Origin of the sequence: Lysinibacillus sp. NPDC056232, assembly GCF_042267565.1 — a bacterium.
Classification (GTDB): Bacteria; Bacillota; Bacilli; order Bacillales_A; family Planococcaceae; genus Lysinibacillus.
The window spans coordinates 81,295-106,310 of the sequence record NZ_JBHJTF010000013.1 but is presented as its reverse complement, the minus strand read 5'-3'; the positions used below and the strand labels follow the sequence as shown (position 1 = coordinate 106,310).

Here is a 25,016-nt window from a genome sequence, read left to right as displayed (position 1 = left end):
CTACGTTAACACTACGCTTTCGCACAGACAAAACACGTTGCCGCTGCCGCTACGTTAACACTACGCTTTCGCACAGACAAAACACGTTGCCGCTGCCGCTACGTTAACACTACGCTTTCGCACAGACAAAACACGTTGCCGCTGTCGCTACGTTAACACTACGCTTTCGCGCAAAAAAACATCTATTGCGCTAAGAGGCTCATCGACTCAATCCTTATGGTGATAAGTCTATCCTTTACCGTTTATGAGGTAAATAATAGATAACTAGGATCATTTTATCAAAAATAAAATAAAAGTTAAGCATTTTGTAATATCTGTGCATTAATTGTAGAAATCATCAACACCGATAACCGTTAGATGACATATAAAGCTACTTTTTGATATATACTAATGCTCAAAAGAGGAGGGAATCGTTTCATGATTCGACAAATTGGACAAGTAATGTTATATGTAAATGATCAGGATACTGCCGTGAAGTTTTGGACAGAAAAAGTTGGATTTGTAGTAGTTGCTGACCAGGAAGAAGGAGGAGTACGTTGGATTGAAATTGCTCCAACTAAAGAAGCTCAAACTACCTTTGTTCTTCACAATAAAGAAATCATTGCAAAAATGCAGCCGGAATTAAATTTAGGGACACCTTCTATTATGTTTTATGCAGATCATATAGAAAATTTATATCAGGATTTTCAAGCAAAGGGCGTAAAAGTAGGAGATTTAGTAATGATGCCAATGGGTAGGGTTTTTAATTTTGCTGATCACGAAAATAATTATTTTGCATTGGTAGAAAAATAAACCTTGTCCTACCTAGAAGAAGCGAGTTTGAATCTGTCCAATTTCGATTGCGGAAATCGGACAGATTCTTGCTTTTTCCCCTAAATAAGTACAGGGATATTTATTTTAAATCTTCTCCAAAAATCCCTACAGTTTGACGGTCAACTATAAATTCATGACCATCCCATTTCAAAATATTTTCTACATAACCTAATCCATCGGCATGAAATCTGCCTGCAATAGCCTGATACGCTAAAATCTCATATATGCCATCACGTTCATAATCTACTGGATACAATCCGCTGATTGGATCTACCCATCCTTCAATAGGCTGCTTTAGTGTACCGTCTTGATTATAAATTTCCGCTAAATAATCTGTACCCTTGTATTGTAAATCGATGATATATTGTTTTTTTGGATTCATACTACGCACGGCTACTTTATATTGATTTTGATAATTAACAGTGTACTTTAGCTTATTATTAAACGTTTCGGCATCGAAAATTGAGCGTGTTTTTCCGTTTATTGAGGCAAATATTTCGCCGTTGATAATACCTCCACTACCTCCTGTATCAGAAATAGCTAAAATATCTTCTAGATGATTCCCGGTAAAGTCACCTAAAAATATAGTTGGGTTATAGCCGACGCTTTGTTTTAGCATTATTTTTTCGAATTGGTGCGTCTGTCCGTAAAAAATAGCAAGCGTTAGGTTTTTCCACAAAGGGCTATCTGAAGTTTTAGTCCCCATCAAAAGAACAGTTTCAAGTAAGCCATCACCATTAATATCGCCAAATTTCGTCTGAATAACCTGAGGAGTCATAGGTGAAATAGCCATATTCTTCAAAGATGGATTTATATTATTAGTCATACATGCACCTCTTTCTATAGTGTTAGCATATGTTATAAACATAGCTTGGTGAAAAAAGAAGACGTGTTAGTAATGGATATAAAACTTATAAAAAAACTTATAATTAACCCATTGACATTTTTAAATGCGAAAAGTATTATAAGTGTCAACGAATCAGAAAATTCAGTACCGATCATCATCTCTCTACTAAAAAGTAGGTAGAGATTTTTTTACAACTTTAATTCTTAGTAAGTATATATGTTTTATATATTTTGGGAAGAAGGAGATTTTCTTGAAGAATTTATTTATTAAAACAAAGCAACAGCAGTATTGGCTAGATCAGCTAGCATCTATTTCTGAGTCAATCAAGGCTGAGGCTAAAGAAGTAGATGAACAATCTCGTTTTCCATTCGAAGCACATAAACTACTTCTGCAAATTGGTTATCCAAAACTAACGTTACCGAAAGAATATGGCGGTGAAGGATTATCAGTCTATGATTTGATACTCGTTCAAGAAACGTTAGCAAGCTACGACGAGAATGCTTCACTCTCACTAGGGTGGACATTAGGTGTTATAGGCGAACTATATGAGAAAAAGCTATGGACAGACGATTTACTAAGTTCATTTGCTCAGGAAATAAAAAACGGAGCAATTATAAATAGGGCTGCGAGTGAAGCGGCAACTGGTAGTCCAACACGTGGAGGGCGACCAGGAACAAATGCTGTGTCAAAAGAGGCAGGTTGGCTCTTAAATGGACGTAAAATCTTTACGACAGCCTCCCCGGTACTAGATTACTTCTTAACATCAGCGTGGATTGAGGAGAAAAATCAAATTGGTTACTTCCTTATTCATAAAGATGCCCAGGGGCTTTCAATTGAAGAAAACTGGGAAATGTCTGCAATGCGAGGCACAAGCAGTCATGACCTAGTTTTAAAAGATGTGATAGTCCCTTCAAATCATTTAGTAGAGTTACCGGGTCACCCAAGTGGTGGCAAGATAAATGGTTGGATGCTACATATACCAGCAACATACTTAGGGATTGCGCAGGCAGCTCGTGATTATGCACTGCATTTTGCCAATCATTATCAGCCTAATAGTTTAAATGCTCCAATCAGTACATTACCAAATGTGCAGCAACTTCTAGGTGATATTGAATTGAAGCTATATCAAGCGCGCTTTGTACTGTATGGGGTTGCCGAAGCTTATGATGACCCAGCTAGACGTGAGCTTTTGGTAAATGAAATGGCAGTTGCTAAGCATACGGTAACAAATTTGGCGATTGAAATCGTCGATAAGGCAATGCGTGTAGTAGGAGCTAAAAGCCTACAATTAACAAATCCATTACAGCGCTACTATCGAAATGTTCGTGCAGGACTTCATAATCCACCGATGGATGATATGACAATTATTAAATTGGCAAAGGCAGCAATTGAACAACAAAAATCGACTGAACATCAATTACAAAACAATGGAGAATAAGGGGAAATGACATATGTTTAAACAAAAGAAAAAGATTTTCCAATTGGCAGCAATCGGATTGGCTTCACTTGCTATTTTAGCGGGCTGTAATTCAGGTGAAGCTTCAGATAAAGACTCAGAGGATGGCGCGAAAGTACGTACAGTGAAGGTTGCATATGATCAGGCATCTAAGCCTATTAGTTATATTGATGATAACGGAAATCCAACAGGTTACGATGTGGAAGTCATGAAGCTAGTAGATGAAATGTTACCTGACTATAAGTTTGAATTTGTAGGGACGACTAGTGATGATTTACTGATTGGTGTTGAGCAAGGGAAATATCAAGTAGGGATAAAAAATGCCTTCTTTACGCAAGAACGTACTGAAAAGTTTATTTTCCCAAAAGAATTTTTAGGCTTAAGTAGTGCGGGCTTAGTATTACGTAAAGAAGACGAGGGTGTGAAAACATTAGCCGACTTTGCGAAAAAAGGTTATTCATTAGCACCAATTGCTGCGAATAATGCCCAATACACAATTATTGATGAATATAATAAAGCCAACCCAGACAATAAAGTGAAATTACAAGCTGGAGATGCATTTACTGTCGATGTTGTGCAATGGGTAAATGAAAAACGTGTCGATGGTGGTGTGATGATTGAAGGTCCATTTAAACAACAAGTTTTAGCAGAAGATGGCCCATATCATAATTTAAAGGATGATGTAGTTTACAACGAATTTGCTGTTATTAAAACATGGCCGTTATTCAATAAAAAGGAACAAGAATTTGCTGATGCTTACGATAAAGCTATAGCAAAAATTAAAGAGCAAAAGAAAACAAATGAATTAAGCACTAAGTTTTACGGTCGAGATTTATTTGAAGTGTTAGAAACTGTGAAGCGCTAATAGGCGGTAGCTGATCAAAGGAGATACCTCTTTGAAAAGAAAGTGTTAGCAGCTACTACCAAATAAAAGGCTGTTGAGTCAGTATACTCAGCAGTCTTTATTAATACAGAGAGAACTATTACTTTTTGCTGTAGTCCAGACATTTATATAAAAGTTGGTGAGGAAATGGAGAAGTATTTTGATGCATCATACATTTGGAACTCAATTCCTGTATTATTACCGTTTTTAAAAGTTACCTTTTTAGTCGCGGGTTCTTCCATTGTACTAGGCACAATATTTGGCTTACTATTAGCGACTGCCAAGTTAAGTTCAATAAAATTGCTGCGAAAATTAGCGAACTTATATACAACGATTATGCGTTGTACACCATCTATCGTCTTATTATTCCTCGTATATTATGGTGTTCCAGCGTTAGCGGAAAACTTCGGCATCAATCTCCATTCAATCGAAACAGCCATTTTCGTAGTCGTAACGTTCACTTTGCAGTTTGCGGCGATTATGTCGGAAGTTATTCGTTCTGCTTATTTAGCGATTGATAAAGGGCAATTTGAAGCGGCTGTTAGTGTGGGATTAACGCCATTTCAGGCCTATCGACGTATTATTTTCCCACAGGCACTCGTTATCGCTTTACCGAACTTTGGGAATGGAATGATTGCCTTATTACAAGAAGGGGCGCTCGCTTATACAATCGGCTTAATTGATATTGTCGGAAAGGCAAATTTAATTATTGCAAGTAACATTAATGCACATGCATTAGAAATATATATTGCTTTAGCGATTGTTTATTGGGTGCTGTCGATTATTATAGAAAAATTCTTCGCTATGCTAGAAAAGTTCTTTGGTAAGGGGAAAAAGACATTAGAAACAACGTAAGGAGGCGAAACCATGAATTATCAATTTTTAGTTGAAACATTTTTTGTTGCATTATCAGGTGTACCTATCGCACTCCTTGTGACAATTGTTGCTATGCTCGTTGCTTTACCACTTGGCTTTCTACTAGCACTAACAAGAATCAATAAAATCCCAGTGATCCATCATATAGCAAAAATTTATGTCTCCTTTGTCCGAGGTACACCTATAATCATTCAAATCTTTATTATTTATAGTAGTATCCCATTACTACTTAAAATGATTTTTGAAAAATATAATATTGCCTACGATATTTATAAAATCAATCCGATTTGGTATGCATTTATCGTCTTCGCATTTAGTACAACGGCAATATTAATTGAGGTATTTCGTTCTGCTTTAAGTACGATTGAAAAAGGTCAGCTAGAGGCTGCTCATGCAGTAGGCTTAACAACATTTCAAGCCTATCGCCGTATTATTATTCCGCAGGCTTTAGTAGTAGCTATGCCAAATATTTGTACGGCTACAGTCAATCTCATTAAAGCGACGTCTTTAGGCTATGCAATGTCCTTACCTGAAATTACATTAAAGGCTAAGGTGGCTGCAAATGTTGGCTACAATTACGTCGAAGCATATATTGATATTTTCATAGTGTACTTAATTTTATGTAGTACAGTTGAATACATCTTTAAACGATATGAAAAACATTTAAGTAAATTCAAAGTGGCAAAAGCCTAAGGGGTGAACGAGTATGTTAGAAATTAAAAATATTCATAAATCATTTGGAGACAATGAAATTTTAAAGGGTGTCGATTTAGCCATTGATAAAGGCGATGTTGTTGTTATTTTAGGCCCGAGCGGCTCAGGGAAAACAACATTATTACGTTGCATTAACTTTTTAGAGAAGGCTGACCAAGGACATGCGACATTTGGTGATATCCAAGTAGATTTTCAAAATGTGAAGAAGAAGGACGTACATTCGATTCGTCAGCGTGTAGCCTTTGTATTCCAAAACTACAATCTTTTCACGAATAAAACAGCGCTAGAAAATGTGACAGAAGGGCTTATTATAGGACGTAAAATTCCGAAGGCAGAAGCGATTGAAGTTGGCAAAAAGGCGCTTGATAAAGTAGGCTTATCAGAAAAATATGATGCCTATCCAAGTCAATTGTCAGGAGGTCAGCAGCAGCGAGTCGGTATTGCACGAGCAGTAGCATTAAATCCTGATATTATTTTATTTGATGAACCGACTTCTGCACTTGACCCAGAGCTAGTAGGAGAAGTCCTTCAGGTTATGAAGAACATTGCAGCAGAAGGAACAACAATGCTTGTTGTCACACATGAAATGGGCTTTGCAAAAGACGTAGCAAACCGGGTGATTTTTATGGACGGTGGTGTCGTAGTAGAGGAAGGAAATCCTCATGATATATTTGTTAATCCGAAAGAGGAGCGCACGAAAAAATTCTTAAAACGTGTTATTCCAGAGGATTATACTTACTACATTTAAAGATAATAAAAGAAGAGAATCTGCAAGCCTTCAATGGAAGCTTGCGGATTCTCTTTTTTGAAATTAAAGCTTTAAAAAATGTGTTAATTCATTAATTGAGTAGATATGCAATTCGTGCATAGCTCGTGTACAAGCCGTGTAGAAATAATTACGTTCTGTTTCTCTAGAATAATTAGTTGCGGAAGCATTGTGTAGCAAGACGGCGTCAAATTCAATTCCTTTTGCCATATAAGCAGGTAACAGCAAAATGCCCTTTTTAAATTGAGTTGTATGATGGGTAATGAGTTGAAGATCTACGTGGTCTTTCATTTGCTCAAAAACTATTGTACATTCTTGCTCTGTTTTACAGATGACTGCAATTGTTTCGAACTTTAGGGACAAGCTGTTAATTTTTTCGACAAGCTGTTCAATTAAATCTATTTCATTTGGAACAATCGTGATAGTCGGTTCGGAACCAGTTCGATTAAAGGCTTCTACTTTGGCATCCTCATGTAAAATCTTCGAAGTTAGGTGAATAATTTGTTTTGTTGAGCGATAACTTTTCGTTAATATCATTTTTTCCGCTTGTTCACCATATAATTGTGGCGTTAGCAGGGAAGGGTTTTTAAAAGTATGAGGATGGATGGTTTGATGTCCATCGCCCAATATAGTCATACGTGCACGTGGGAATAATTGTTGTAATACAAATAGCTGAAATGGAGAATAGTCTTGTGCTTCATCAACTAAAACATGGCGAATCATCGTATTAGTTCGTTGACCTTCTATTTTGTCCTGCAAATATAAAAATGGAGCGGCATCTTCATATGAAATAATGCGCTTTGCTAAATTAGGGAGTGTATAATGACAGATTTCTTCCCATTGGTCGGGTAAAAAGTTCTGTAAGTGCTGATGAATAGTGTTGTTCATTTCAAACAATTGACGATAAATGCCTAACATATGAACGAACTTTAATTGTTTCACAGATTGACGAAGTGGCTTGAACTGTTTTTTTACAATTTGGAAGGCTAGTTTCTTACGCTCTTGCTCAAAATCATCAAAGGTGTTTTCTGAAAAACGACCTTCCTGTAAAAGCTCGCTATAGGTTTTTGTATACTCTTCAATGTCTAAAAGTTCACTAGCTTCTTCCACCCATTCTTTCGCCCGTTCTGCCTTTTCAATTTTCGATAATTGTTGTAACAACCATTCTTTCACTAACTGCAGTCGATTTGGGATAGGCATTGTGGCATTGAACGAATAAAAGTACTCAGCAATTTCTTGAGCTGTAATAATTCTTTCTCCTCGAAAAACAATATTTTTAAACAGCAAACCTTCATGTGCAAGGAGCTCTATATATTTGTCCATCAATTCTCGATATTGGAGGCTAGCTTTAAAAGAAATAATCGTAAGCTTCGTTTGGTAAAGTGAGTCATCTTTCTCCGTTAAAAGTGACTCTAATTGCTCATAAGGATATTCCAATTGGAACTGTCGACCTAAGCGTTTTGTTGCATATTCGGAGAAGGTTAATTGCTGCATATTATCTTCACCTAGATCCGGTAAAACGGTATGAACATATTGATTAAAGAGCTGATTAGGTGTAATCAATAAAATTTGATCAGCAGTAATTTGGTCTCGATAATGATACAACAAATAAGCAACACGTTGGAGAGCAACAGCTGTTTTTCCACTACCTGCGACACCCTCTACGATGAGATAAGGCGTGTTGACATGTCGAATAATTTTATTTTGCTCAGCTTGAATCGTTGCTACGATGCTACGGATATGTTCGTTTGCATTTTGAGCGAGAATATCGAGTAATAAGTCATCACCGATCGTTAAACCTGTATTAAACATCGATTGTAATTGGCCATTTTTAATGATAAATTGCCGTTTTAAAAGCATCTCACCTTGAATTTCGTCAGTCGCTGTTTCATAAGTAGCGGGGCCAGGGGTGTGATCATAATACATACTTGATATCGGGGCTCGCCAATCATAAATTAATATGTTTTCGTTCTCTTCATCCATTAAGGTTGCTACACCGATATAAATCTTTAAAGGTTCGTTATGATCATCCTGTAAAAAATCAATGCGAGCGAAATAGGGTGATTGCAGTAAACGGTCATAAATTTTTACATCCTTGATGACACGTTGCTGAGCATGCTGGGAATCAGATAAGAGCTCTGCCTGTTGTTTTATAGCATAAAAGGTTTCGTCTATATCCTCAGGCGTATCTAAATTCACTCTAACGTCGTCCCAAAAGGTTTTCTTTAACGCTAAAACATTGTCTTTAACAGCCTTTTCTTTTTGTAGTAACTCCTCTTTTTTATGATCAACTGTGTTTAAACAAAGAACAAGATACTGTTTTTCTTCTGTCCATTCATATTGCTTTTCCAATGTTACTCACATTCCTTTCAATATGGATTTAGAATCGGGAAATTTATCATACAGCTATTCCAGAAAGAAGTATAGTCTAGTAATTTTGGCAAATTTATGATATAATAAAGTTATAAGATAAAATCAATTTTTTAATAAAAAAGACTGTTCCGCAAAAGGTGGAGCAGTCTTTTTTGTAGTGAAATTTTCCCTTTTGAAGAATGTTGCTTTTTATGGATAGTCTCCGAAATTTTGGTATGACATCATGTATATAAGTTGATCTCCGTTCTGGCCGGGTGCTTTCCTTGGGTGTCCGATGAGCCGCTTGGGGCGACGAGTGTTTTCTGTGCGACAGCGTAGGACGTGGTGTTCTTAGTCTCCGTCCTAATACTCGCTCCGGGGGCTATCTGTGACCTGATGAGTTGCCCAGCCTCTGCTCCGGTTAACTTATATTCCTGGTATACGTTTCAACAAATGTTTTGTCCGACTTATATCATTTTAACCATCAAAAATTAATCCCAATACTTTAGAGTTGAGTGGATGATTGATTTTTGATAAATAACAGCTCAACGAGTAAGAGGAATAGACGTTAATTGCTAACTAAAGAATATGTTTCTATAAACGATATAGACACTTGAAAGGGGGTGGGAAAATGAAGGTGATATTTACAGTTGGATTACCTGGAAGCGGCAAGAGCACGTTTGTTAAAGGGCTAGCGAAAAGTGAAAATGCAGTTATTCTTTCGAGTGATGCCATACGTCAAGAGTTATTTGGTGACGCTTCAAGACAGAAATCGCGAATAATATTTCGTGTTTTGTATGAGCGTTTAAACGAATTTGTGGCTAAAGGTCAATCTGTCATTGTTGATGCAACAAATATCGAACGGGAACGCAGGATATTTGCACTAGGTAAATTGTCTGGTGATGTGAAGACAGTATGCTATTATTTTGATACACCTTATACGTTGTGTATAACAAGAAATCAACAAAGAAAGAGAAAAGTTCCGTTAGTAATAATGGATAAAATGAGGAAGAATTTAGAGTTTCCGATAGTGGGGGAAGGATTTGAAGAGGTGCATATTGTACATGAAGCGAGTCCGTATGAAATCTCAAAAGAGCAATTTCTTTCGCTAATCCGAAGCGAACCCACATATGATGAGCTTTTTCAAAAGTTGAAATCAGTCCAACCGTTTAAAGAGATTTATCAATTTAATCAAGAAAATCCTTATCATCAATTTTTACTTTGCCAGCATACGTATTTTGTTTATGAATATATGAACGAATACTATATGGAGAGTGACAAGTTAGCGCTACAAATAGCTGCTTTATTCCATGATGTAGGCAAACCGTTTTGTAAAAAATATAAAGAATTCCAACAAAGATATGGATATTATGGACATGAAAATGTATCTGCTCAAATGGTATGCCATTTTTTATTAGAGCTTGGCTTTGAAGAAGACTTTGTTTTAAAGGTTGTTAATTTAGTGCAATTTCATATGTTAATTCAATATGGGGGCGATAGGGGATCAAGTAAGATTTATCATTTATTAGATGGCGATTTATTAACAAAGCTTTATTTCTTTCGAGAAGCAGATCAATTTGCGAAGTAGATGTAAACAAAGGAAGTGAGTTTATGACCAATTTGATGAAATATCCAAGAAGCTTTCATTTGCCGTGGAGTAGAGGATATACACACGATGACAAGGTTGCTAAAAATGTTGATCATTTTATTGGAAAAGAGGTTATTGTAACCGAAAAATTAGACGGGGAGGGAACAACACTTTATCAAAACTATATGCATGCTAGAAGCTTAAATTCAGGAGATCATCCGTCGAGGCATTGGGTAAAAACGTTTCATGCTACATTTGCCTTCCAGATTCCAGAAGGTTGGAGATTATGTGGTGAAAATATTTATGCCAAGCACTCCATTTACTACAATGAGTTAACTAGTTACTTTTATTTATTTAGTATTTGGAACGAAAAAAATATTTGTTTAAGCTGGGATGAAACAGTCCGTTATGCAGCTGAATGGGGGATTGAAACGGTACCTGTATTATATCGAGGCATTTTCGATGAGAAAAAAATAAAGAAGACGTTTACAGGAAAATCACTTCTTGGGGGTGAGCAGGAAGGGTATGTTATTAGAAATGCGGCTGCCTTCCATTATGATGATTTTCGATATAACCTAGGGAAATTTGTGAGACAGAATCATGTTCGAACAAGCGAACATTGGTTAAATGAAGAAGTGATTCCTAATCAATTGAAATAAGTATGATTTGAAAAGGTAAAGTATACCTAACTATAAAACAAAAGGACTGAGAAAAATGTAATTCTTAAATATGAAACTAATAATATATAATGAATATGAGGAAGTATGCAGTGGTAGCGTGTCCCTTTACAGGAAAGGGATTTTACAGGTTCGATTCCTGTCATCCTCACTAAATGAAATGATAAATAAAATTAGTTTTGCCTTTTGATAAGTTTTATGGGTATATGTGCCCTCTTGTTGTAAAAGTTATAATGGACTCCCTAAATAAAATTGATATTACCCCCTCTAAGTAGACAATGTAAAAAGGATACTTAGAGGGGTTTTTCTATGAACGGGGTTACAATTATCTTCTTGGTGGGTGATTTTTGCCCCAAAACTAAACCCACTCTTTATCATTTGATTTTTTTAGATCAAAATCGAACATAGCAAAATCGTACTATACGTCATGGGGAATATGATATAAGATAAAATATGTTAATTATTATAATTAGGAGGAAGAAGTGGTGAGAAGTGGATATTTGTCAAAAATCAGTGTTTTAGTATGCAGTTTTTTACTTCTGTTACCGTTTACAGCAAGTGCCCATCCAGGTAGAACGGATAGTAATGGAGGACATACCTGTCGAACTAACTGTGAAAAATGGGGATTAGAATACGGAGAATATCATTATCATAATGGTGGTAGTAGCACATCTAATGGCAGTAGCGATACATCAAAACCTGTGCCTTCAACACCGGAGCCAAAAATAGATGAGGATCAAGTGAAGGCGGAAAACTATTACACAATGGCAACGAATCTATATAACAGTAAAGGTTATAAGGAAGCTATTAGTGAACTTGAAAAGATTTATGAATTGAATAAAGGTAGTAATAAAACAGATAGTCTTATTCAAAAGTCTGTGAATGCTATTTATGAATTGGCTGAATCTAAGGCTAATGCAGGGGAATATTCGGTAGCTAAAGATTATGCAGTTTATATCAAAGAAAATCGACATTCTAATGACGAGATTAAGCAAAGAGCTAATGATTTATTAAAACAAATAGAAGACAATGAAAAAATCGATGAATTACTTTATAAAGCAACAAATGCTAGGGATGAAAAAGATTACGAAGAAACTTTCGACATTATCCAAGAGGCTCAGAAGATAAAAGAGTTAGATAAGATTAAATCTTTTTATAATGAAACGGTCGAGTCTTTAACGAGTGATGCTGAAGAAGCATTCCACCAAAAGCAGTATGGGGATGCTAAAAAGCTTTATAAAATATTGGTCAAAAAAACAGAAACGCCAACATTAATCTCGCAATATCAAAAGAAACTTCAACGATTAGAAGGCGAACAATTACTACAAAAGAACTTTGATATTAAGACGACTGATTTTGAAGGGAAGTCTCTTTTTAATCATTTAATGGAAGATGAAAACAACACACCGTATGATGAAAATATTGTAAATATATTAAAAGACTCCTTACATGTAGGTACAGATAATGCTAGGAAATTTATATTTAATGTTAAAATTGAAGAATTGTTAAAAGGGGGAAAGAAAGATGCTGCATAAACCAGAGTTAAAACTTAGAACCCCGATTTTTAAAACAGCTTGGTTTATGTGGTTTTGGCTAATTATTTTCCCTCCTTTGGGCGTGTTTCTTATGTGGAAACAAGGACGGCTTACTAAGATGAAACGTACTATAGCTTCCGTAATAGCCGGTGTCTACTTTGTCTCTCCGATGATAATTGTAATGGCAACAACGCTGCCTCTTTATAATAACCAAGAAGAATTTATAGAGGCATTCAATAAAGAAGTAAAAAAACTAGACTTCTCATATGCTCTTGAAAATACAAAAAAAGAAGAAGAAACAATTACTTCGAAGTTGGGTAAGGATATTACTTTAATTGAAAATATTGATAAAAAAGGCGCAGTACATGAGTTAGTTGTGGTGGGGCAAGGTGAAGGGATGGATATCATACTTTCTGTGGGATTGTTAATTGGTATGACAAACCCCGACTTAAACCAAAATGAGATTGGCGCTGTTTTGAAGGATTTACGTTTGTTTGACGAAAGTTATGAATATCAAAAGAATGAAACAACTGTAGAGAAAAAAACGATTCGTTATAATTTAAAATATGATGAAGCTGCTGGTGTAATATTTAGTGTTTCAAAAGTGAATTAGTATATACAAATATGGATATTTTAGTAGAAAAAGTGCGAGCAACTAGCTCGCACTTTTTTGAAAATTACTTTGTATAGTTATCGAAATAACCTTGAATATAAATCATTGGTGTTCCTTTGTCACCTGAACCAGAAGTTAGGTCAGATAGTGAACCAATTAGGTCTGTTAAACGACGAGGCGTTGTACCTTGAGCGGCCATTTGCCCAGTTAAATCTTCATCTTTGTTTTGGATATACTCAGAAATTGCTGCTTTTAATTCTTCGCCGCGAAGCTCTGCAAAATCGTTATCTGCTAAGTATTTTAGTTTTACTTCGTTTGGCGTGCCATCTAATCCAGCCGTGTAAGCAGGAGAAACAACAGGGTCAGCTAACTCCCAAATTTTACCCACTGGATCTTTAAATGCACCATCACCGTAAACCATTACTTCAACTGTTTTACCAGTAGCTTCTTTGATTTTTGCTTGGATGCCATCAACGATTGGTTGGCAAGTATGTGGGAATAATTTTACGCTATCTTCAGTAGCTTTATTTGAACCAAGTAGACCATACTCTGCGTTAAAGCCAGAGTCGTTATTAGGTTCAGATAAAATATTATCAAGGCTGTATACTTTTTCAGCACCATTTGCCGTTAGAATACGTTTTGTACGTAAGCGTGTATGAATATCACAAGTTAAAACGCTCTTCGTAAAATCTAAAATTGTTTTTGGGTTATTTGAAAAGATAACTTCACAAGACGCGCCTTCAGCTTCGATTATTTCTTTATAATATTCAATATAATCTACGCCTGTAAATGTATGTTTTTTATAGCCGAAATGCTCACGGAATTCACCCTCAGTTAAAGTATCTGTCCAAGGATTAATCCCTTTTACATCTAGCTCATCGATATCAACTAGGTGATTACCAACTTCATCAGATGGATAGCTAAGCATAAGAACAACTTTTTTTACGCCTTTTGCAATACCGCGTAAGCAGTTAGCGAAACGATTACGGCTTAGGATTGGGAAAATAACACCAACAGTATCGTCACCAAATTTAGCAGCTACGTCAGCTGCGATGTCATCGATGGATGCATAGTTACCTTGTGCACGCGCTACGACAGATTCTGTTACTGTGACGATGTCACGATCTTCAATTGAATAGCCTTCAGTCTTTGCTGCGTTTAATACTGTATCCACAACGATTTGCTCAATATTATCGCCTTCGTTAATAATCGGGCCACGAAGACCTCTTACTACTGTACCAACTACACGTTCCAAAATAATCTCTCCTTATTAATAAGTAAATGTATGATTAATAGTTATGCCTCGGCATAATTGTAGCTGTCGCTTTGCTTTCGCTACAGAAAACATTTGCCGCTGTCGCTACGCTTTCGCGCAGAAAAACAATGCGTCTGGAATCGGCTGTGGGCTCCATGAAGAATGCCTTACTGATTCCTTTCCGCCAACTGAAAAAAGTTAAATATTTTGAAATTATACCAATATGATTTTACTATACGCCCCTTTAGTGATATAAGTAAAATTAATAGTTCGTATAATAGTTATAAGAGGTGCTTATATGATAGGGAAATTAGATTTATATCGTGTATTTAGTATTGTTGCTAAAAATAATAGCTTTTCAAGTGCTGCTAAAGATTTATATATGACTCAACCAGCTGTTAGCCAAGCTATGATGCAATTAGAAAAGGAGCTTGGCACACGTCTTTTTAATCGCACACCTAAAGGGGTGACGTTAACAACTGAGGGTAGTCTTCTATACGAGTATACGAATTCAGCGTTAGGCCTTTTAGATGCGGGTGAGGAGAAGTTGCTAGAATTTAGAAATTTAACAACAGGTCAGTTGAAAATTGGTGTAGGGGACACTATTTCTCGTTTCTTTTTAATGCCTTATCTAGAGGCGTTTCATACAATGTATCCAAATATAAAATTACAAATGTTAAATGGAACGACTTCGGAAATTTGTAACTTTATTAAATCTGGTGAGGTTGATATAGGACTTTGTAATTTTCCGATAGAAGATCCGACATTACAATTAACCGCTTGCACGGAGGTTCAGGATATTTTTGTATGCGGAGAGAAGTATAAAACGTTGGCGTCAAAAAGTTTAAGCTTTGAGGATCTGTTAAAGTTTCCACTTGTTTTTTTAGAGAAAAAGTCTAATTCAAGAAAGTATGTAGAAGATTATTTGTTTGCAAGAGGGATCTTTATTGAACCTGAATTTGAGCTCGGTTCACATGATCTAGTGCTGGAATTTGCACGCAGTAATTTAGGGATTGCTTGTGTAACGAAAGAATTTTCTAAGGATTATTTGCAACGAGGACTTTTATATGAGCTAACATTAACAGAAAGTATTCCAACAAGAAGCATTGGCATGTGTTATTTGAAAAGTGTACCTTTATCTCGAGCGGCATTGAAATTTGTAGAAATTATTGAGCAAAAGCAGGAGCGTAAACGTCTAAATCCAAGAACTATAAAGTGAGCTTAGCGAGTAGTGTTGAAAACCAAAATGGTGAAGGGAATCTATGTCACATTAAATAAAGTATGGCTCTTCTGCAAAACGAGAGGCTGATTTCCGTTCCGACTAGGCGCTTTGTTGCTGACGCTTCGCTTTCGCACAGATAAAACATTTGTTGCTGACGCTTCGCTTTCGCACAGAAAACATTCGCTTCGCTGCAGGGTCTCGGGCCAACATGATGTAGCCTCCACTCCTATCAACCACTTCACATAGTATATATCTTCTGACACATAATAGCTTTTCAACAACATGAAGCTTAGCGAATTACTAGTCGCTAAGCTTTTTTTAATAGTGCCTCTATAAGAATGTCGACATTGCGTTTATTTTTCATTGTAGGTGAGCACAAATAAGAAAATGTCCGCATAAAATGCTGTTCCTCGAGAGGTAAGATTTTTATATCGTTATTTTTTAATTCACGCTCAATGACACTAGCGGACAGTAATGAAAGTCCAAGCCCTTGAATCACGCTTTCTTTCACACCTTGATTACTACTAATTGTAAGAAGTGAACGTACTTGGAGCCCGTTTGCTCTAAATAAATGATCTAAGTAATAACGTGTACCAGAGCCTTCTTCACGTGCAACCCAATTTTGCTGCTGTAAGTCCGCAACCGTAATAGTTGGTACCTTTGCAAGAGGGTGATTACTCGCACTGACGATAAATAATTCATCTTGCATAAACGGATTAATAATAAGTTCATGGTCGTGTGCCTGTCCTTCAATAAGACCGATATCGACTTGTAACAATTTTGTATATTGAATGATTTCTTTCGTATTGCCAATAATAACTTGAAGCTCTAACTGAGGGAATTGTTGTTGCAAGCTCGCAATGATAGGAGGCAATATATATTCGCCAATTGTAAAGCTAGCGCCAATTACAAGTGTACCTTGGACTTCATGATGATAGGTTAAAATATCTTCCTTCGCCGCCTCTGCGATTGCCATCATTTGCTTAGCTCGTTTATATAAAATTTCCCCAGTTGGGGTGATTTGTACAGATTTTGGTGAACGGATAAATAAGGTCGTTTGAAATTCTTGCTCTAAGTTTTTAATGTGTAAACTGACACTTGGCTGTGAAATATGAAGTATTTCGGAGGCTTTCGTAAAATTTTTGACCTCCACCAGTATGATGAACGTTTTTAAAGCATCAAATTGCATATCACCACTCCTATTATTAGAAATATTAATAATTACGATTATATATATGTATTTTACTAATGATTAACTTTCTAATAAAGTAATAATCATCAAGGATGAAAGAAGTGAACAACATGGATAATGGCCAGCATAGGTTAAAAAGTTTCCTGACCCCAGCGTTTATGAAGGGGATCTTGTTGACACTCATTATTGCCTTAGTAGCAAAGTATATTTCGACATTTCCGTTCTTCTCAATATTAGGGCAGCTTGTTATTGCCATTATATTAGGTATGGCTTGGAGAGCTGCCTTCAAGGTGCAGGATTCATGGCAAACAGGCATCACATTTTCAAGTAAAAAATTATTACGCCTCGGTATTATTTTACTAGGTATGCGTTTGAATTTAATGGATATTTACAATGCTGGAGCGAGTGTCTTCCTTATTGCGTTTATTAATTTGGTATTTGCTTTACTGGTTGTATATGGTTTAACGAAGGTATTCCATGTTGATAAGAAGCTCGGCATATTAACAGCTTGTGGCACAGCTATTTGTGGAGCTGCTGCTGTTGTCGCTATTGCCCCTCAAATTAAAGCAAATGAAAAAGAAACGGCAGTGGGCGCAGCGATAGTAGCATTACTAGGGACTGTATTCACATTAGTCTACACGGTGTTATACTCAGTATTTAACTTAACTCCTACTGAATATGGCATTTTTGCGGGAGGCACTCTACATGAAATTGCTCATGTTATTGCAGCAGCCTCAGCTGGTGGAAATGAAGCCATTGATATGGCGGTTATTGTGAAGCTAACACGTGTCGCATTGCTTGTACCCGTAGCTATTGTCATCGGTATTTTATATCGGAGAAATGAAAAGGGGCAGGAAAAAGAAGGATTTTCACTGTCGATCATTCCGTGGTTTATTCTTGGGTTTTTAGCGATGAGCGCTATTAATTCGTTAGGGATTGTACCAGCTAATGTAGCGCAAACATTTGTAAATATCGCTTATATTTTAATTGGGATGGCGATGGCTGGACTAGGTTTAAATGTAGACATAAAAACCTTTAAACAATTAGGCGTAAAAGCGTTTGTTGCAGGACTTATCGGTTCGGTTTGCTTATCAATACTAGGCTATGTTTTAGTTATTTTCATGTAATAAAGAATTGGAAAAAATCCTGCATTTTCGAAAATGCAGGATTTTTTTAGATAGAATCAGAAGATATTTTAGTTTTTATCCCACTACCTCGTAAATAGTGGAGTTATGGTATACAAATCGAAAATTAGCGTGATGCTTCAATTGAAGAAGCTAATTCAGCTATAACTATTTTGCTACCAATCATTGGGCTGTTTTCAGGTTTTCCTCCCTCAGAGCCTTGTCCAGGACGGTGATGAGCTGCAGCGAATGCATCGCTGTTACGCCAAGCTTGGAAATGTTCCTTAGACTCCCAGTACATATTGACGCTCATTTCGTCATAAGTCGGATCATCAGTTGAAACTAATACCTCCACTTTATGGAAGCCTTCAAACTGCTGTAGAGGTCCTGGCTTTGTAAAGTTCGGTGCCATTTTTGCAGCAAAGCCAGGTTTTACTTGAATACGATTTGTAACAATAATCATGCTTTTCCCCCTAATCATTTTTTAGTTAACTATCTGAATGAATTATCAATGATTATCATTCGCAATCAATGATAATTCGCCTAGGAAGACATTGTCAATAGAAGAGCAATGTAAATTGCAAATAGCTCGATATTTGATACGCCACTATAAGAATGGTCCGGACATTTAACTGACATAATCCGATGATATAATGAAAACACGAATGAGCTGGTAACGAGGTGAAAGGGCATGATAAAAATATTAGTAATAGAAGACGAATATGCAATAAGCCAAGTTTTGAAGGCATATTTGAAAAAAGTAGGCTATGATGTTATGCAATGTTTTAATGGCGGGCAAGCATTGGATATATTTCAAGAGGTTCAGCCTGATTTAGTATTACTCGATATTATGTTACCAGAAAAAAATGGTTGGTTAATTTTAAAGGAAATTAGGGAAATTAGCTCTTGTCCAGTTATCATGCTAACTGCATTAGGCGATGTAAATTATCGATTAGAGGGTTTCGATCAAGGAGCAGACGATTATATTGCAAAGCCATTTATAGCTGATGAGGTGGTGGCAAGAGTAAAGGCAGTTTTAAGGCGTGCTAAAGGAAGTCGCGAAACTTCGGAAATAAAACGCTTTGGTGGGCTAGAGATTGATATGAAAGCCCATCGAGTGCTACTTAAGGGAGAAGAAATCATCTTAACGCCTAGAGATTTATCTGTACTTTTATTTTTGGCCGAGCATCCAAACCAAACATTTACACGTGACCAACTTATTGATCAAGTTTGGGGCTGGGAGTATGAAGGTAGTGATCGAGCGGTGGATTTAGCAGTGAAGCGACTGAGAAAGGTACTTAAGGAATGGGATGAGGAAGAAGGAGAAATAAAGACACTACGTGGATTGGGGTATCAGCTAAGTGTTCAAAAAAAATAAGCGAATATCTTTACGCAACTATTGGACAAGCCGCTATTTATTAACTCTCTTTGTAGGTCTAGCTATTATCTCTTTTATTTCTGCGGCATGGATTCGACATACGACGTTTCAAAATCGGCTAGAAATGATGGAATTTATAGCAGATGAGACTGTATTTCGCCTAACAGATACTTCTGGCCAAAATAATGGACCTATGATTGGTATTCCAGGGTTTATTGGTAACCGTGAGCGATCTACTATGCGAGAAATTGATCCCGTTTTATATGTTGTAGATACGGCAGGTAATATAGTAAGTAGCAATCGACCGATGCCTCCAGGGAGTGAAAAAAATGTTGCCAACTTACTGGATGGTGAAGAAGGGACAAAGAAAATAACTGTAACGAGTGAGGGACAAGAGTTAGTTCAATATGTCGTAAAAAGAAAACTTGAAAGGGACAATAAGGAAGTTGGCTGGGTGCTTGTCTTAGAGAAAAAGGAGAATTTAACGAAGGTTAACCAAGCATACGGGCTACTGGCATTACTTATTGGGGCACTTGCTATATTGGGGTGGAGTGCTATTTATTTTTTATCCAAACGTCTAGCACACCCAATAAAACAGGTTGCCGAAGCTGCAAAGCAAGTGCAAGAAGGAAACTATACATTTGATTTACCTCAAAATATAAAAGAAGAAGAAATTTATGAGCTCGTTACTTCCTTTAAGGAAATGGCGAATAAGCTAGAACAATTAGAAAAGACTCGAACAGAATTATTAGCGGGCGTCACCCACGAGCTAAAAACACCGGTTACGTCAATTAGTGGGTTATTGCAGGCGGTGAAAGATGGAGTCGTTACAGGTCAGGATGCTAGTGAATTTATTCAAATGGCATTAGTAGAAACGACGAAAATGAAAACGATGGTCGGTGATTTGCTAGCTTATAATCATTTTGCGGTAGATGCAATTCCAGTAAAGCTTGAAACAATGAATGTTAATCAGTTAGTGCGTGATGCTGTAGCTCAATGGGAAGTAATGCAGGATGACGAAAATGTTAAAATACAAATGGATTTCCTTGCAGACTCCGTTGATGTTCAGGCGGATGTTGTACGTATACAGCAAATAGTTACTAATTTATTGACGAATGCAAAGCAAGCAATGCAGGAAGGGATTGTCATCATTACGCTGGTGGAAAAAGAGGATGCTGTCTTCATTACTGTAAAGGACACAGGACATGGTATTCCTCAGGAAGATCAGGCATTTATCTTTGAACGTTTTTATAGAGGAGAAAATAAAAAATATGCGATCCGTGGCTTAGGCTTAGGATTATCACTTAGTAAAATGATGGCGCAATCTATAGGCGGTGATTTACGACTAATTGACAGTAATTCATCAGGAACATGCTTTGAAATAACACTTAAAAAGGCTACTACGCTCTAAAGGGCGTAGTAGTTTTTTTGTAAAGATTTTTTGAAGGAAATGTAAAGCTGACATCTGACTGACACATTAGGCCTTTATAGTAAGCATTGTAAACGAGAAACCAAAAGAAAGGACGGGATCAAGGATGACCGGAAACAAAAGGTTTTTCCAAATGATGACCTTACCTGCAGCATTATTAATACTACTAGTCGGTTGTGGTGAGAGTAGTGATTATGTGGCGAAGGTTGATGGTGAAAAGATTTTACAAACAGAACTAGATGACGCATTGCGTGAACAATACGGTACAGAGGTGCTAGATACACTAATTACCAATAAAATAGTTGAGCTAGAGGCGAAAAAAGAGGATATTTCTGTATCCGATGACGCTATTCAGGAAGAGTATAAAGAGTTAGCGGAGTCATATGGTGGGGAGGAATCGTTACAAGAAGCACTAAAAGCAAATGGACTAACAGAGCAGAGTGTGAAGGATAATATTCGGATGTATCAGCTTACCAAAAATGTCATTGCTGCAAGCATTGACATATCAGATGAGGAAGTAGCTCAATATTTTGAAGACAATAAAGATAACTATGGACAAAAGGAACAGATTGTAGCTAGTCATATTTTATTGGAGGATGAGGCAACAGCAAAGGATGTGCTAGCAAAAGTAAAAGCTGGTGAGGACTTTTCGGAGCTAGCAAAAACATATTCAATTGATTCATCAACGAATGAGGCTGGTGGGGAAATAGGTTATATTAGTCGAGGACAAATGGATGAGAAATTTGAAGAAGCCGCATTTGGCCTTGAAAAAGGTAGCGTCAGTGACATTGTTCAAACGTCAGATGGTTATCACATCATTAAAGTAACTGAAAAAGTACCTGCAGAAGAGGCCGTATTCGAGGATATAAAAGATGAAGTTTATGCGACTGTGCTTGAAGAACGCATAAATGACGAATACACGTCTTGGTTAGCTGAAAAACAAGAGCAATACAAAATTGAAAAAATGTAGGGAGTGAACTATATGCCTAATATTACTTCGTTTAATCCTAACGGTCGAAAGGAGATTAAACAGGCTATCTCCTATCCGGACTATGCATTATTAAAAACTAAGCTACGGCATGTAATGCAGTTAGACAAGAATGCTGGGACGAATGGTAAGTATTTAATTCGCAGCACATATTTCGATAATTTTGAAAACAAAGTTCTAAATGAAAAAAAAGAGGGTTATATCAATCGAGATAAATATCGAGTACGAATTTACGGTAAATCCACTACGACTATAAATTTGGAGCGAAAAAGCAAACGAAATAATTTAACCTTTAAAACGAAGTGTGCCATATCCCAAAAGGAATATGAAAAAATGCGTGGTGGGGATATCGCTTGGATGGAGGAAGACGAACGAGCGTTAATTCAAGATTTATATAAGGACATGAAGTATAACCAATTCAAACCAATGACAGTTGTCGATTATGAGCGTGAGGCTTACATCTATCCCTTTGGAAATGTGCGTGTCACATTTGATAGTAAAGTACAGTCGAGCCTACGTAATACAGATATGTTTAATCCGAAACTGCCGATGGTTGATGTACTTGAGCCAAACTTAGTTATTTTAGAAGTGAAGTACGATGAGTACTTGCCGGATATTATTAAGTACTTATTACAATCAGTAGATACACGTGCTGAGGCATATTCGAAATATCAGCTTAGTCGTATGTACGGCTAATTGGCTATTTATAAAGGAGAGTTGAACAATGGATACTATAAAATATAGCGATATTTTTAAATCCAGCTTTTTAGAGAAAACAACATCATTTTCATTAATAGATTCACTGATAGGGTTAGTTGTAGCGTTCTTTGTAGGGCTGTTTATTTACGCTGTTTACAAGAAAACCTTTAACGGAGTGATTTACTCTCATTCCTTCAATATTTCACTGCTCATTATGACGATGGCAACAGCACTAGTGATTATGGGAATAAGTTCAAATGTGCTGTTATCGTTAGGTATGGTTGGTGCGCTATCAATTGTGCGTTTCCGTACACCTATTAAAGATCCTATGGATTTAGTATATATTTTCTGGGCAATAGTTTCTGGAATTCTTTGTGGTGCAGGATTTATTCCACTTGTTATAATCGGTGCCGTTCTAATTGGTCTTGTACTACTCGTGCTAGTGAACAAAATTACTGTGGAAAATCCATATTTATTAATTGTTAAATTTGAAGAAGATTTTGCTTGTGAGGAAGTGGAGCGTATTATTGCGGCACAGTCTAAAAAATTCGCTTTAAAATCAAAATCTATTATGTCGAATGTTGAACTCGAAACAACCTATGAAATTCGTGTTAAACAAAATGATACAAAACTGATGGACAATCTTACAAAAGTACCTGGAGTAAAATCAGCAGTAATGCTTAGTTATGATGGTAATTTCACTGCTTAGTAACCACTTCAGAGGAGTTTTCTTACTATGAAGAGAGGTGCAGATAATGATTAAAACACGGGTTGTCTATATTTGTATGGCAATTCTGCTACTCCTCTTTGTTGTTGTATTTGCTGTGCTTCCAAACGCAGGCATTGAAACAAAAAATACCGAGTTTTCCTATGAGTCTATTGTGTTTAATGAAAATAAAGTAACAACGGTAGATATTGAAATAGCCGAGGAAGATTGGACAGACATGCTAGAAAGTGCAGCAGATAAGGAGTTGAAGCAAGCTAATATCACGGTAAATGGCAAGAGAATAGAGAATGTAGCTATTCGTACAAAAGGAAGTTCATCACTGAACTCGGTTGTAAATAGCGACTCGGATCGATATAGCTTAAAAATAGATTTCGATTATTACGATGATACACAAAGCTTATACGGCTTGAAAAAATTAAATTTAAACAATAATTTCAGTGATACAACATTAATGCGAGAATATATTTCTTATGAGCTCATGGAACAAATGGGATTACCTACACCCGCTCATTCATATATGTATGTCACAGTGAATGGTGAGGATCGAGGCTTATTTTTAGGGGTAGAAGCGGTGGATGAAACATTCCTAGCAAATAACTACGGTTCTAATGATGGATTTTTGTTTAAGCCAGATGGGACAGGCAGTGATTTAAAATATATTAGTGATGATATTGCTGATTATACGGGAATTGGCTTAAAAACGAACGAAGGTAATGTCGATCAATCAAAATTCATTGAAATGGTTAAAGCCATCAATAATGGCGGCAATATCGAAAAATATATTGATGTCGATGAAATGCTGCGTTACTTTGCTATGAACACAGCACTCGTAAATCTTGATAGTTATCAGGGAACTATGAAACACAATTACTATTTGTATGAGGAAAATGGCGTGTTTTCGATTATACCATGGGATTTTAATATGTCGTTTGGCGGCTTTGGCGTTGGTGGTAGAATGGGTGGCAACAATAAAATCCAAGACAATGCCGATATGAAAGCACCTAATGATGCACAGATAAATGATAAATCCGAAATGAAGCCTCCGAATAATGGTCAACAGCAACGGCCAAATGCTGACCGGAATCAGGGTGGACTCAATATGGGATTTGGATTATCTGGGGATCTGATGGAAGATAGTGCTATTAACTTTAGTGTGACTACACCTGTATCTGGCACAACTTTAGAGGAGCGGCCGCTATTAAACGCCTTACTTTCCAATGAAGAGTATCGTGCTAAATATGAAGGCTATTTAGAAGAGATAGCGACTAATTACTTAACAGAAGATAACGTACAAAACATTACCAAAAAATTAGCATTGCTATTAACAACGTATGTGGAAGCAGATCCTACGAAATTCTCTACAACAGAACAGTTTATAGAAGCGGTAGAAGGGGAAAAAAGTCTCCCTGAATTTGCAAAGCAGCGCTCCAAATCTATTTTAAAGCAGCTGTCAGGAGAACTTGTTGTGGAAGCAACAACACAAGGGGATATGGCAATGCCTAATCCAGGCGAAATGGGTGACATGAACATTCCGATGCAAAGACCAGATGACTTTGATCCGAATCAAATGCCAGAGGATTTTGATCCTTCACAAGCCCCTCCATTTAATCAAAATGGCGATAATCAGGGAGAAAGACCAAATGGTGATGGCCAAATGCAACGACCTGACCAAAATGGAGGACCTATGTGGCCTAACCAAGGCGACGAACTAAAGCAAGAAACCGTTATCGATAAAAATACAGTTCTTACAGCGATTGTTTGTTTTGCCTTGTTAATAGTGGCACTGCTGTTTGTTTTCAAATTTAAACGAAGAGGTCGTTAAAAAAATAACCATATCCAAAACTTTTGGGTATGGTTTTTGCTTTTTGTCGTGCTAAAATAA

The 25,016-nt window shown here is 36.7% G+C and carries 23 protein-coding genes and 1 tRNA gene; 19 read left to right on the top strand and 5 right to left on the bottom strand.

Going from position 1 to position 25,016, the window contains the following annotated elements; all coding sequences use genetic code 11:
• Positions 1-417 precede the first annotated feature (417 nt).
• Complete coding sequence (locus ACFCYJ_RS12240; RefSeq protein WP_376074208.1) at positions 418-792, top strand: VOC family protein; 375 nt, start codon at positions 418-420, stop codon at positions 790-792.
• Between the two features lie 100 nt (positions 793-892).
• Here ACFCYJ_RS12240 and ACFCYJ_RS12235 read toward each other — a convergent pair whose 3' ends face one another.
• Positions 893-1,639, bottom strand: coding sequence for a hypothetical protein (locus tag ACFCYJ_RS12235; protein WP_376074207.1), 747 nt, complete (start codon positions 1,637-1,639; stop codon positions 893-895).
• Positions 1,640-1,910: 271 nt separating this feature from the next.
• Between ACFCYJ_RS12235 and ACFCYJ_RS12230 the strand changes: the two genes are divergently transcribed.
• The 5 genes from ACFCYJ_RS12230 to ACFCYJ_RS12210 all read left to right on the top strand — a co-directional run bounded on the left by ACFCYJ_RS12230 (position 1,911) and on the right by ACFCYJ_RS12210 (position 6,337).
• Positions 1,911-3,098 carry an acyl-CoA dehydrogenase family protein gene (locus ACFCYJ_RS12230; RefSeq protein WP_376074206.1) on the top strand — a complete coding sequence of 396 codons (1,188 nt, stop codon included), beginning with the start codon at positions 1,911-1,913 and terminating at the stop codon, positions 3,096-3,098.
• Positions 3,099-3,111: 13 nt separating this feature from the next.
• A complete protein-coding gene (locus ACFCYJ_RS12225) occupies positions 3,112-3,981 on the top strand; it encodes a transporter substrate-binding domain-containing protein (protein ID WP_376074205.1) in 870 nt (289 codons plus the stop codon).
• Between the two features lie 165 nt (positions 3,982-4,146).
• Positions 4,147-4,854: an amino acid ABC transporter permease gene (locus ACFCYJ_RS12220; protein WP_376074204.1), complete on the top strand. Its 708-nt coding sequence runs from the start codon at positions 4,147-4,149 to the stop codon at positions 4,852-4,854.
• Positions 4,855-4,866: 12 nt separating this feature from the next.
• The gene (locus ACFCYJ_RS12215; protein ID WP_134022231.1) at positions 4,867-5,568 is read left to right on the top strand and encodes an amino acid ABC transporter permease; all 702 of its coding nucleotides are present in this window, start codon (positions 4,867-4,869) and stop codon (positions 5,566-5,568) included.
• A gap of 13 nt (positions 5,569-5,581) precedes the next feature.
• On the top strand, positions 5,582-6,337 hold the full coding sequence (locus ACFCYJ_RS12210; RefSeq protein ID WP_370077824.1) for an amino acid ABC transporter ATP-binding protein: 756 nt from the start codon (positions 5,582-5,584) through the stop codon (positions 6,335-6,337).
• A gap of 63 nt (positions 6,338-6,400) precedes the next feature.
• Here ACFCYJ_RS12210 and helD read toward each other — a convergent pair whose 3' ends face one another.
• Positions 6,401-8,707, bottom strand: a complete 2,307-nt coding sequence (gene helD / locus ACFCYJ_RS12205; protein WP_376074203.1) for an RNA polymerase recycling motor HelD — start codon at positions 8,705-8,707, stop codon at positions 6,401-6,403.
• A gap of 631 nt (positions 8,708-9,338) precedes the next feature.
• On the opposite strand from helD, the gene ACFCYJ_RS12200 reads away from it, so the two are divergent.
• From ACFCYJ_RS12200 to ACFCYJ_RS12180, 5 genes are all read left to right on the top strand, one after another.
• A complete protein-coding gene (locus ACFCYJ_RS12200; RefSeq protein WP_376074202.1) occupies positions 9,339-10,295 on the top strand; it encodes an AAA family ATPase in 957 nt (318 codons plus the stop codon).
• Between the two features lie 23 nt (positions 10,296-10,318).
• Positions 10,319-10,954, top strand: coding sequence for an RNA ligase family protein (locus ACFCYJ_RS12195; RefSeq protein ID WP_376074201.1), 636 nt, complete (start codon positions 10,319-10,321; stop codon positions 10,952-10,954).
• A gap of 97 nt (positions 10,955-11,051) precedes the next feature.
• Positions 11,052-11,123, top strand: a tRNA-Cys gene (locus tag ACFCYJ_RS12190).
• A 334-nt stretch (positions 11,124-11,457) separates the two neighbouring features.
• Complete coding sequence (locus ACFCYJ_RS12185) at positions 11,458-12,507, top strand: YHYH domain-containing protein (RefSeq protein ID WP_376074200.1); 1,050 nt, start codon at positions 11,458-11,460, stop codon at positions 12,505-12,507.
• Positions 12,497-13,120 carry a hypothetical protein gene (locus ACFCYJ_RS12180; protein WP_376074199.1) on the top strand — a complete coding sequence of 208 codons (624 nt, stop codon included), beginning with the start codon at positions 12,497-12,499 and terminating at the stop codon, positions 13,118-13,120. The genes ACFCYJ_RS12185 and ACFCYJ_RS12180 overlap by 11 nt, the downstream gene beginning before the upstream one ends.
• A 64-nt stretch (positions 13,121-13,184) precedes the next feature.
• On the opposite strand, the gene ACFCYJ_RS12175 is transcribed toward ACFCYJ_RS12180, so the two are convergent.
• Positions 13,185-14,375, bottom strand: a complete 1,191-nt coding sequence (locus tag ACFCYJ_RS12175) for a coenzyme F420-0:L-glutamate ligase (protein WP_376074198.1) — start codon at positions 14,373-14,375, stop codon at positions 13,185-13,187.
• A gap of 298 nt (positions 14,376-14,673) precedes the next feature.
• On the opposite strand from ACFCYJ_RS12175, the gene ACFCYJ_RS12170 reads away from it, so the two are divergent.
• Complete coding sequence (locus ACFCYJ_RS12170) at positions 14,674-15,594, top strand: LysR family transcriptional regulator (protein ID WP_376074197.1); 921 nt, start codon at positions 14,674-14,676, stop codon at positions 15,592-15,594.
• A gap of 310 nt (positions 15,595-15,904) precedes the next feature.
• On the opposite strand, the gene ACFCYJ_RS12165 is transcribed toward ACFCYJ_RS12170, so the two are convergent.
• Positions 15,905-16,786 (bottom strand): LysR family transcriptional regulator, encoded by an 882-nt coding sequence (locus ACFCYJ_RS12165; protein ID WP_376074196.1) that lies wholly within the window; start codon positions 16,784-16,786, stop codon positions 15,905-15,907.
• A gap of 113 nt (positions 16,787-16,899) precedes the next feature.
• On the opposite strand from ACFCYJ_RS12165, the gene ACFCYJ_RS12160 reads away from it, so the two are divergent.
• Complete coding sequence (locus ACFCYJ_RS12160; protein WP_376074221.1) at positions 16,900-17,916, top strand: YeiH family protein; 1,017 nt, start codon at positions 16,900-16,902, stop codon at positions 17,914-17,916.
• A gap of 124 nt (positions 17,917-18,040) precedes the next feature.
• Here ACFCYJ_RS12160 and ACFCYJ_RS12155 read toward each other — a convergent pair whose 3' ends face one another.
• On the bottom strand, positions 18,041-18,376 hold the full coding sequence (locus tag ACFCYJ_RS12155; protein WP_053482858.1) for a heme oxygenase: 336 nt from the start codon (positions 18,374-18,376) through the stop codon (positions 18,041-18,043).
• Positions 18,377-18,604: 228 nt separating this feature from the next.
• Here ACFCYJ_RS12155 and ACFCYJ_RS12150 point away from each other — a divergent pair, with 228 nt between their 5' ends.
• From ACFCYJ_RS12150 to ACFCYJ_RS12125, 6 genes are all read left to right on the top strand, one after another.
• On the top strand, positions 18,605-19,291 hold the full coding sequence (locus ACFCYJ_RS12150) for a response regulator (protein ID WP_376074195.1): 687 nt from the start codon (positions 18,605-18,607) through the stop codon (positions 19,289-19,291).
• Positions 19,275-20,702 carry a HAMP domain-containing sensor histidine kinase gene (locus ACFCYJ_RS12145; RefSeq protein ID WP_376074194.1) on the top strand — a complete coding sequence of 476 codons (1,428 nt, stop codon included), beginning with the start codon at positions 19,275-19,277 and terminating at the stop codon, positions 20,700-20,702. The genes ACFCYJ_RS12150 and ACFCYJ_RS12145 overlap by 17 nt, the downstream gene beginning before the upstream one ends.
• A 124-nt stretch (positions 20,703-20,826) precedes the next feature.
• Positions 20,827-21,690 carry a peptidylprolyl isomerase gene (locus tag ACFCYJ_RS12140; RefSeq protein ID WP_376074193.1) on the top strand — a complete coding sequence of 288 codons (864 nt, stop codon included), beginning with the start codon at positions 20,827-20,829 and terminating at the stop codon, positions 21,688-21,690.
• A gap of 12 nt (positions 21,691-21,702) precedes the next feature.
• Positions 21,703-22,404, top strand: a complete 702-nt coding sequence (locus tag ACFCYJ_RS12135) for a polyphosphate polymerase domain-containing protein (protein WP_376074192.1) — start codon at positions 21,703-21,705, stop codon at positions 22,402-22,404.
• Positions 22,405-22,432: 28 nt separating this feature from the next.
• The gene (locus tag ACFCYJ_RS12130; RefSeq protein ID WP_376074191.1) at positions 22,433-23,116 is read left to right on the top strand and encodes a DUF4956 domain-containing protein; all 684 of its coding nucleotides are present in this window, start codon (positions 22,433-22,435) and stop codon (positions 23,114-23,116) included.
• A gap of 46 nt (positions 23,117-23,162) precedes the next feature.
• Complete coding sequence (locus ACFCYJ_RS12125) at positions 23,163-24,956, top strand: CotH kinase family protein (protein WP_376074190.1); 1,794 nt, start codon at positions 23,163-23,165, stop codon at positions 24,954-24,956.
• Positions 24,957-25,016: the final 60 nt, after the last annotated feature.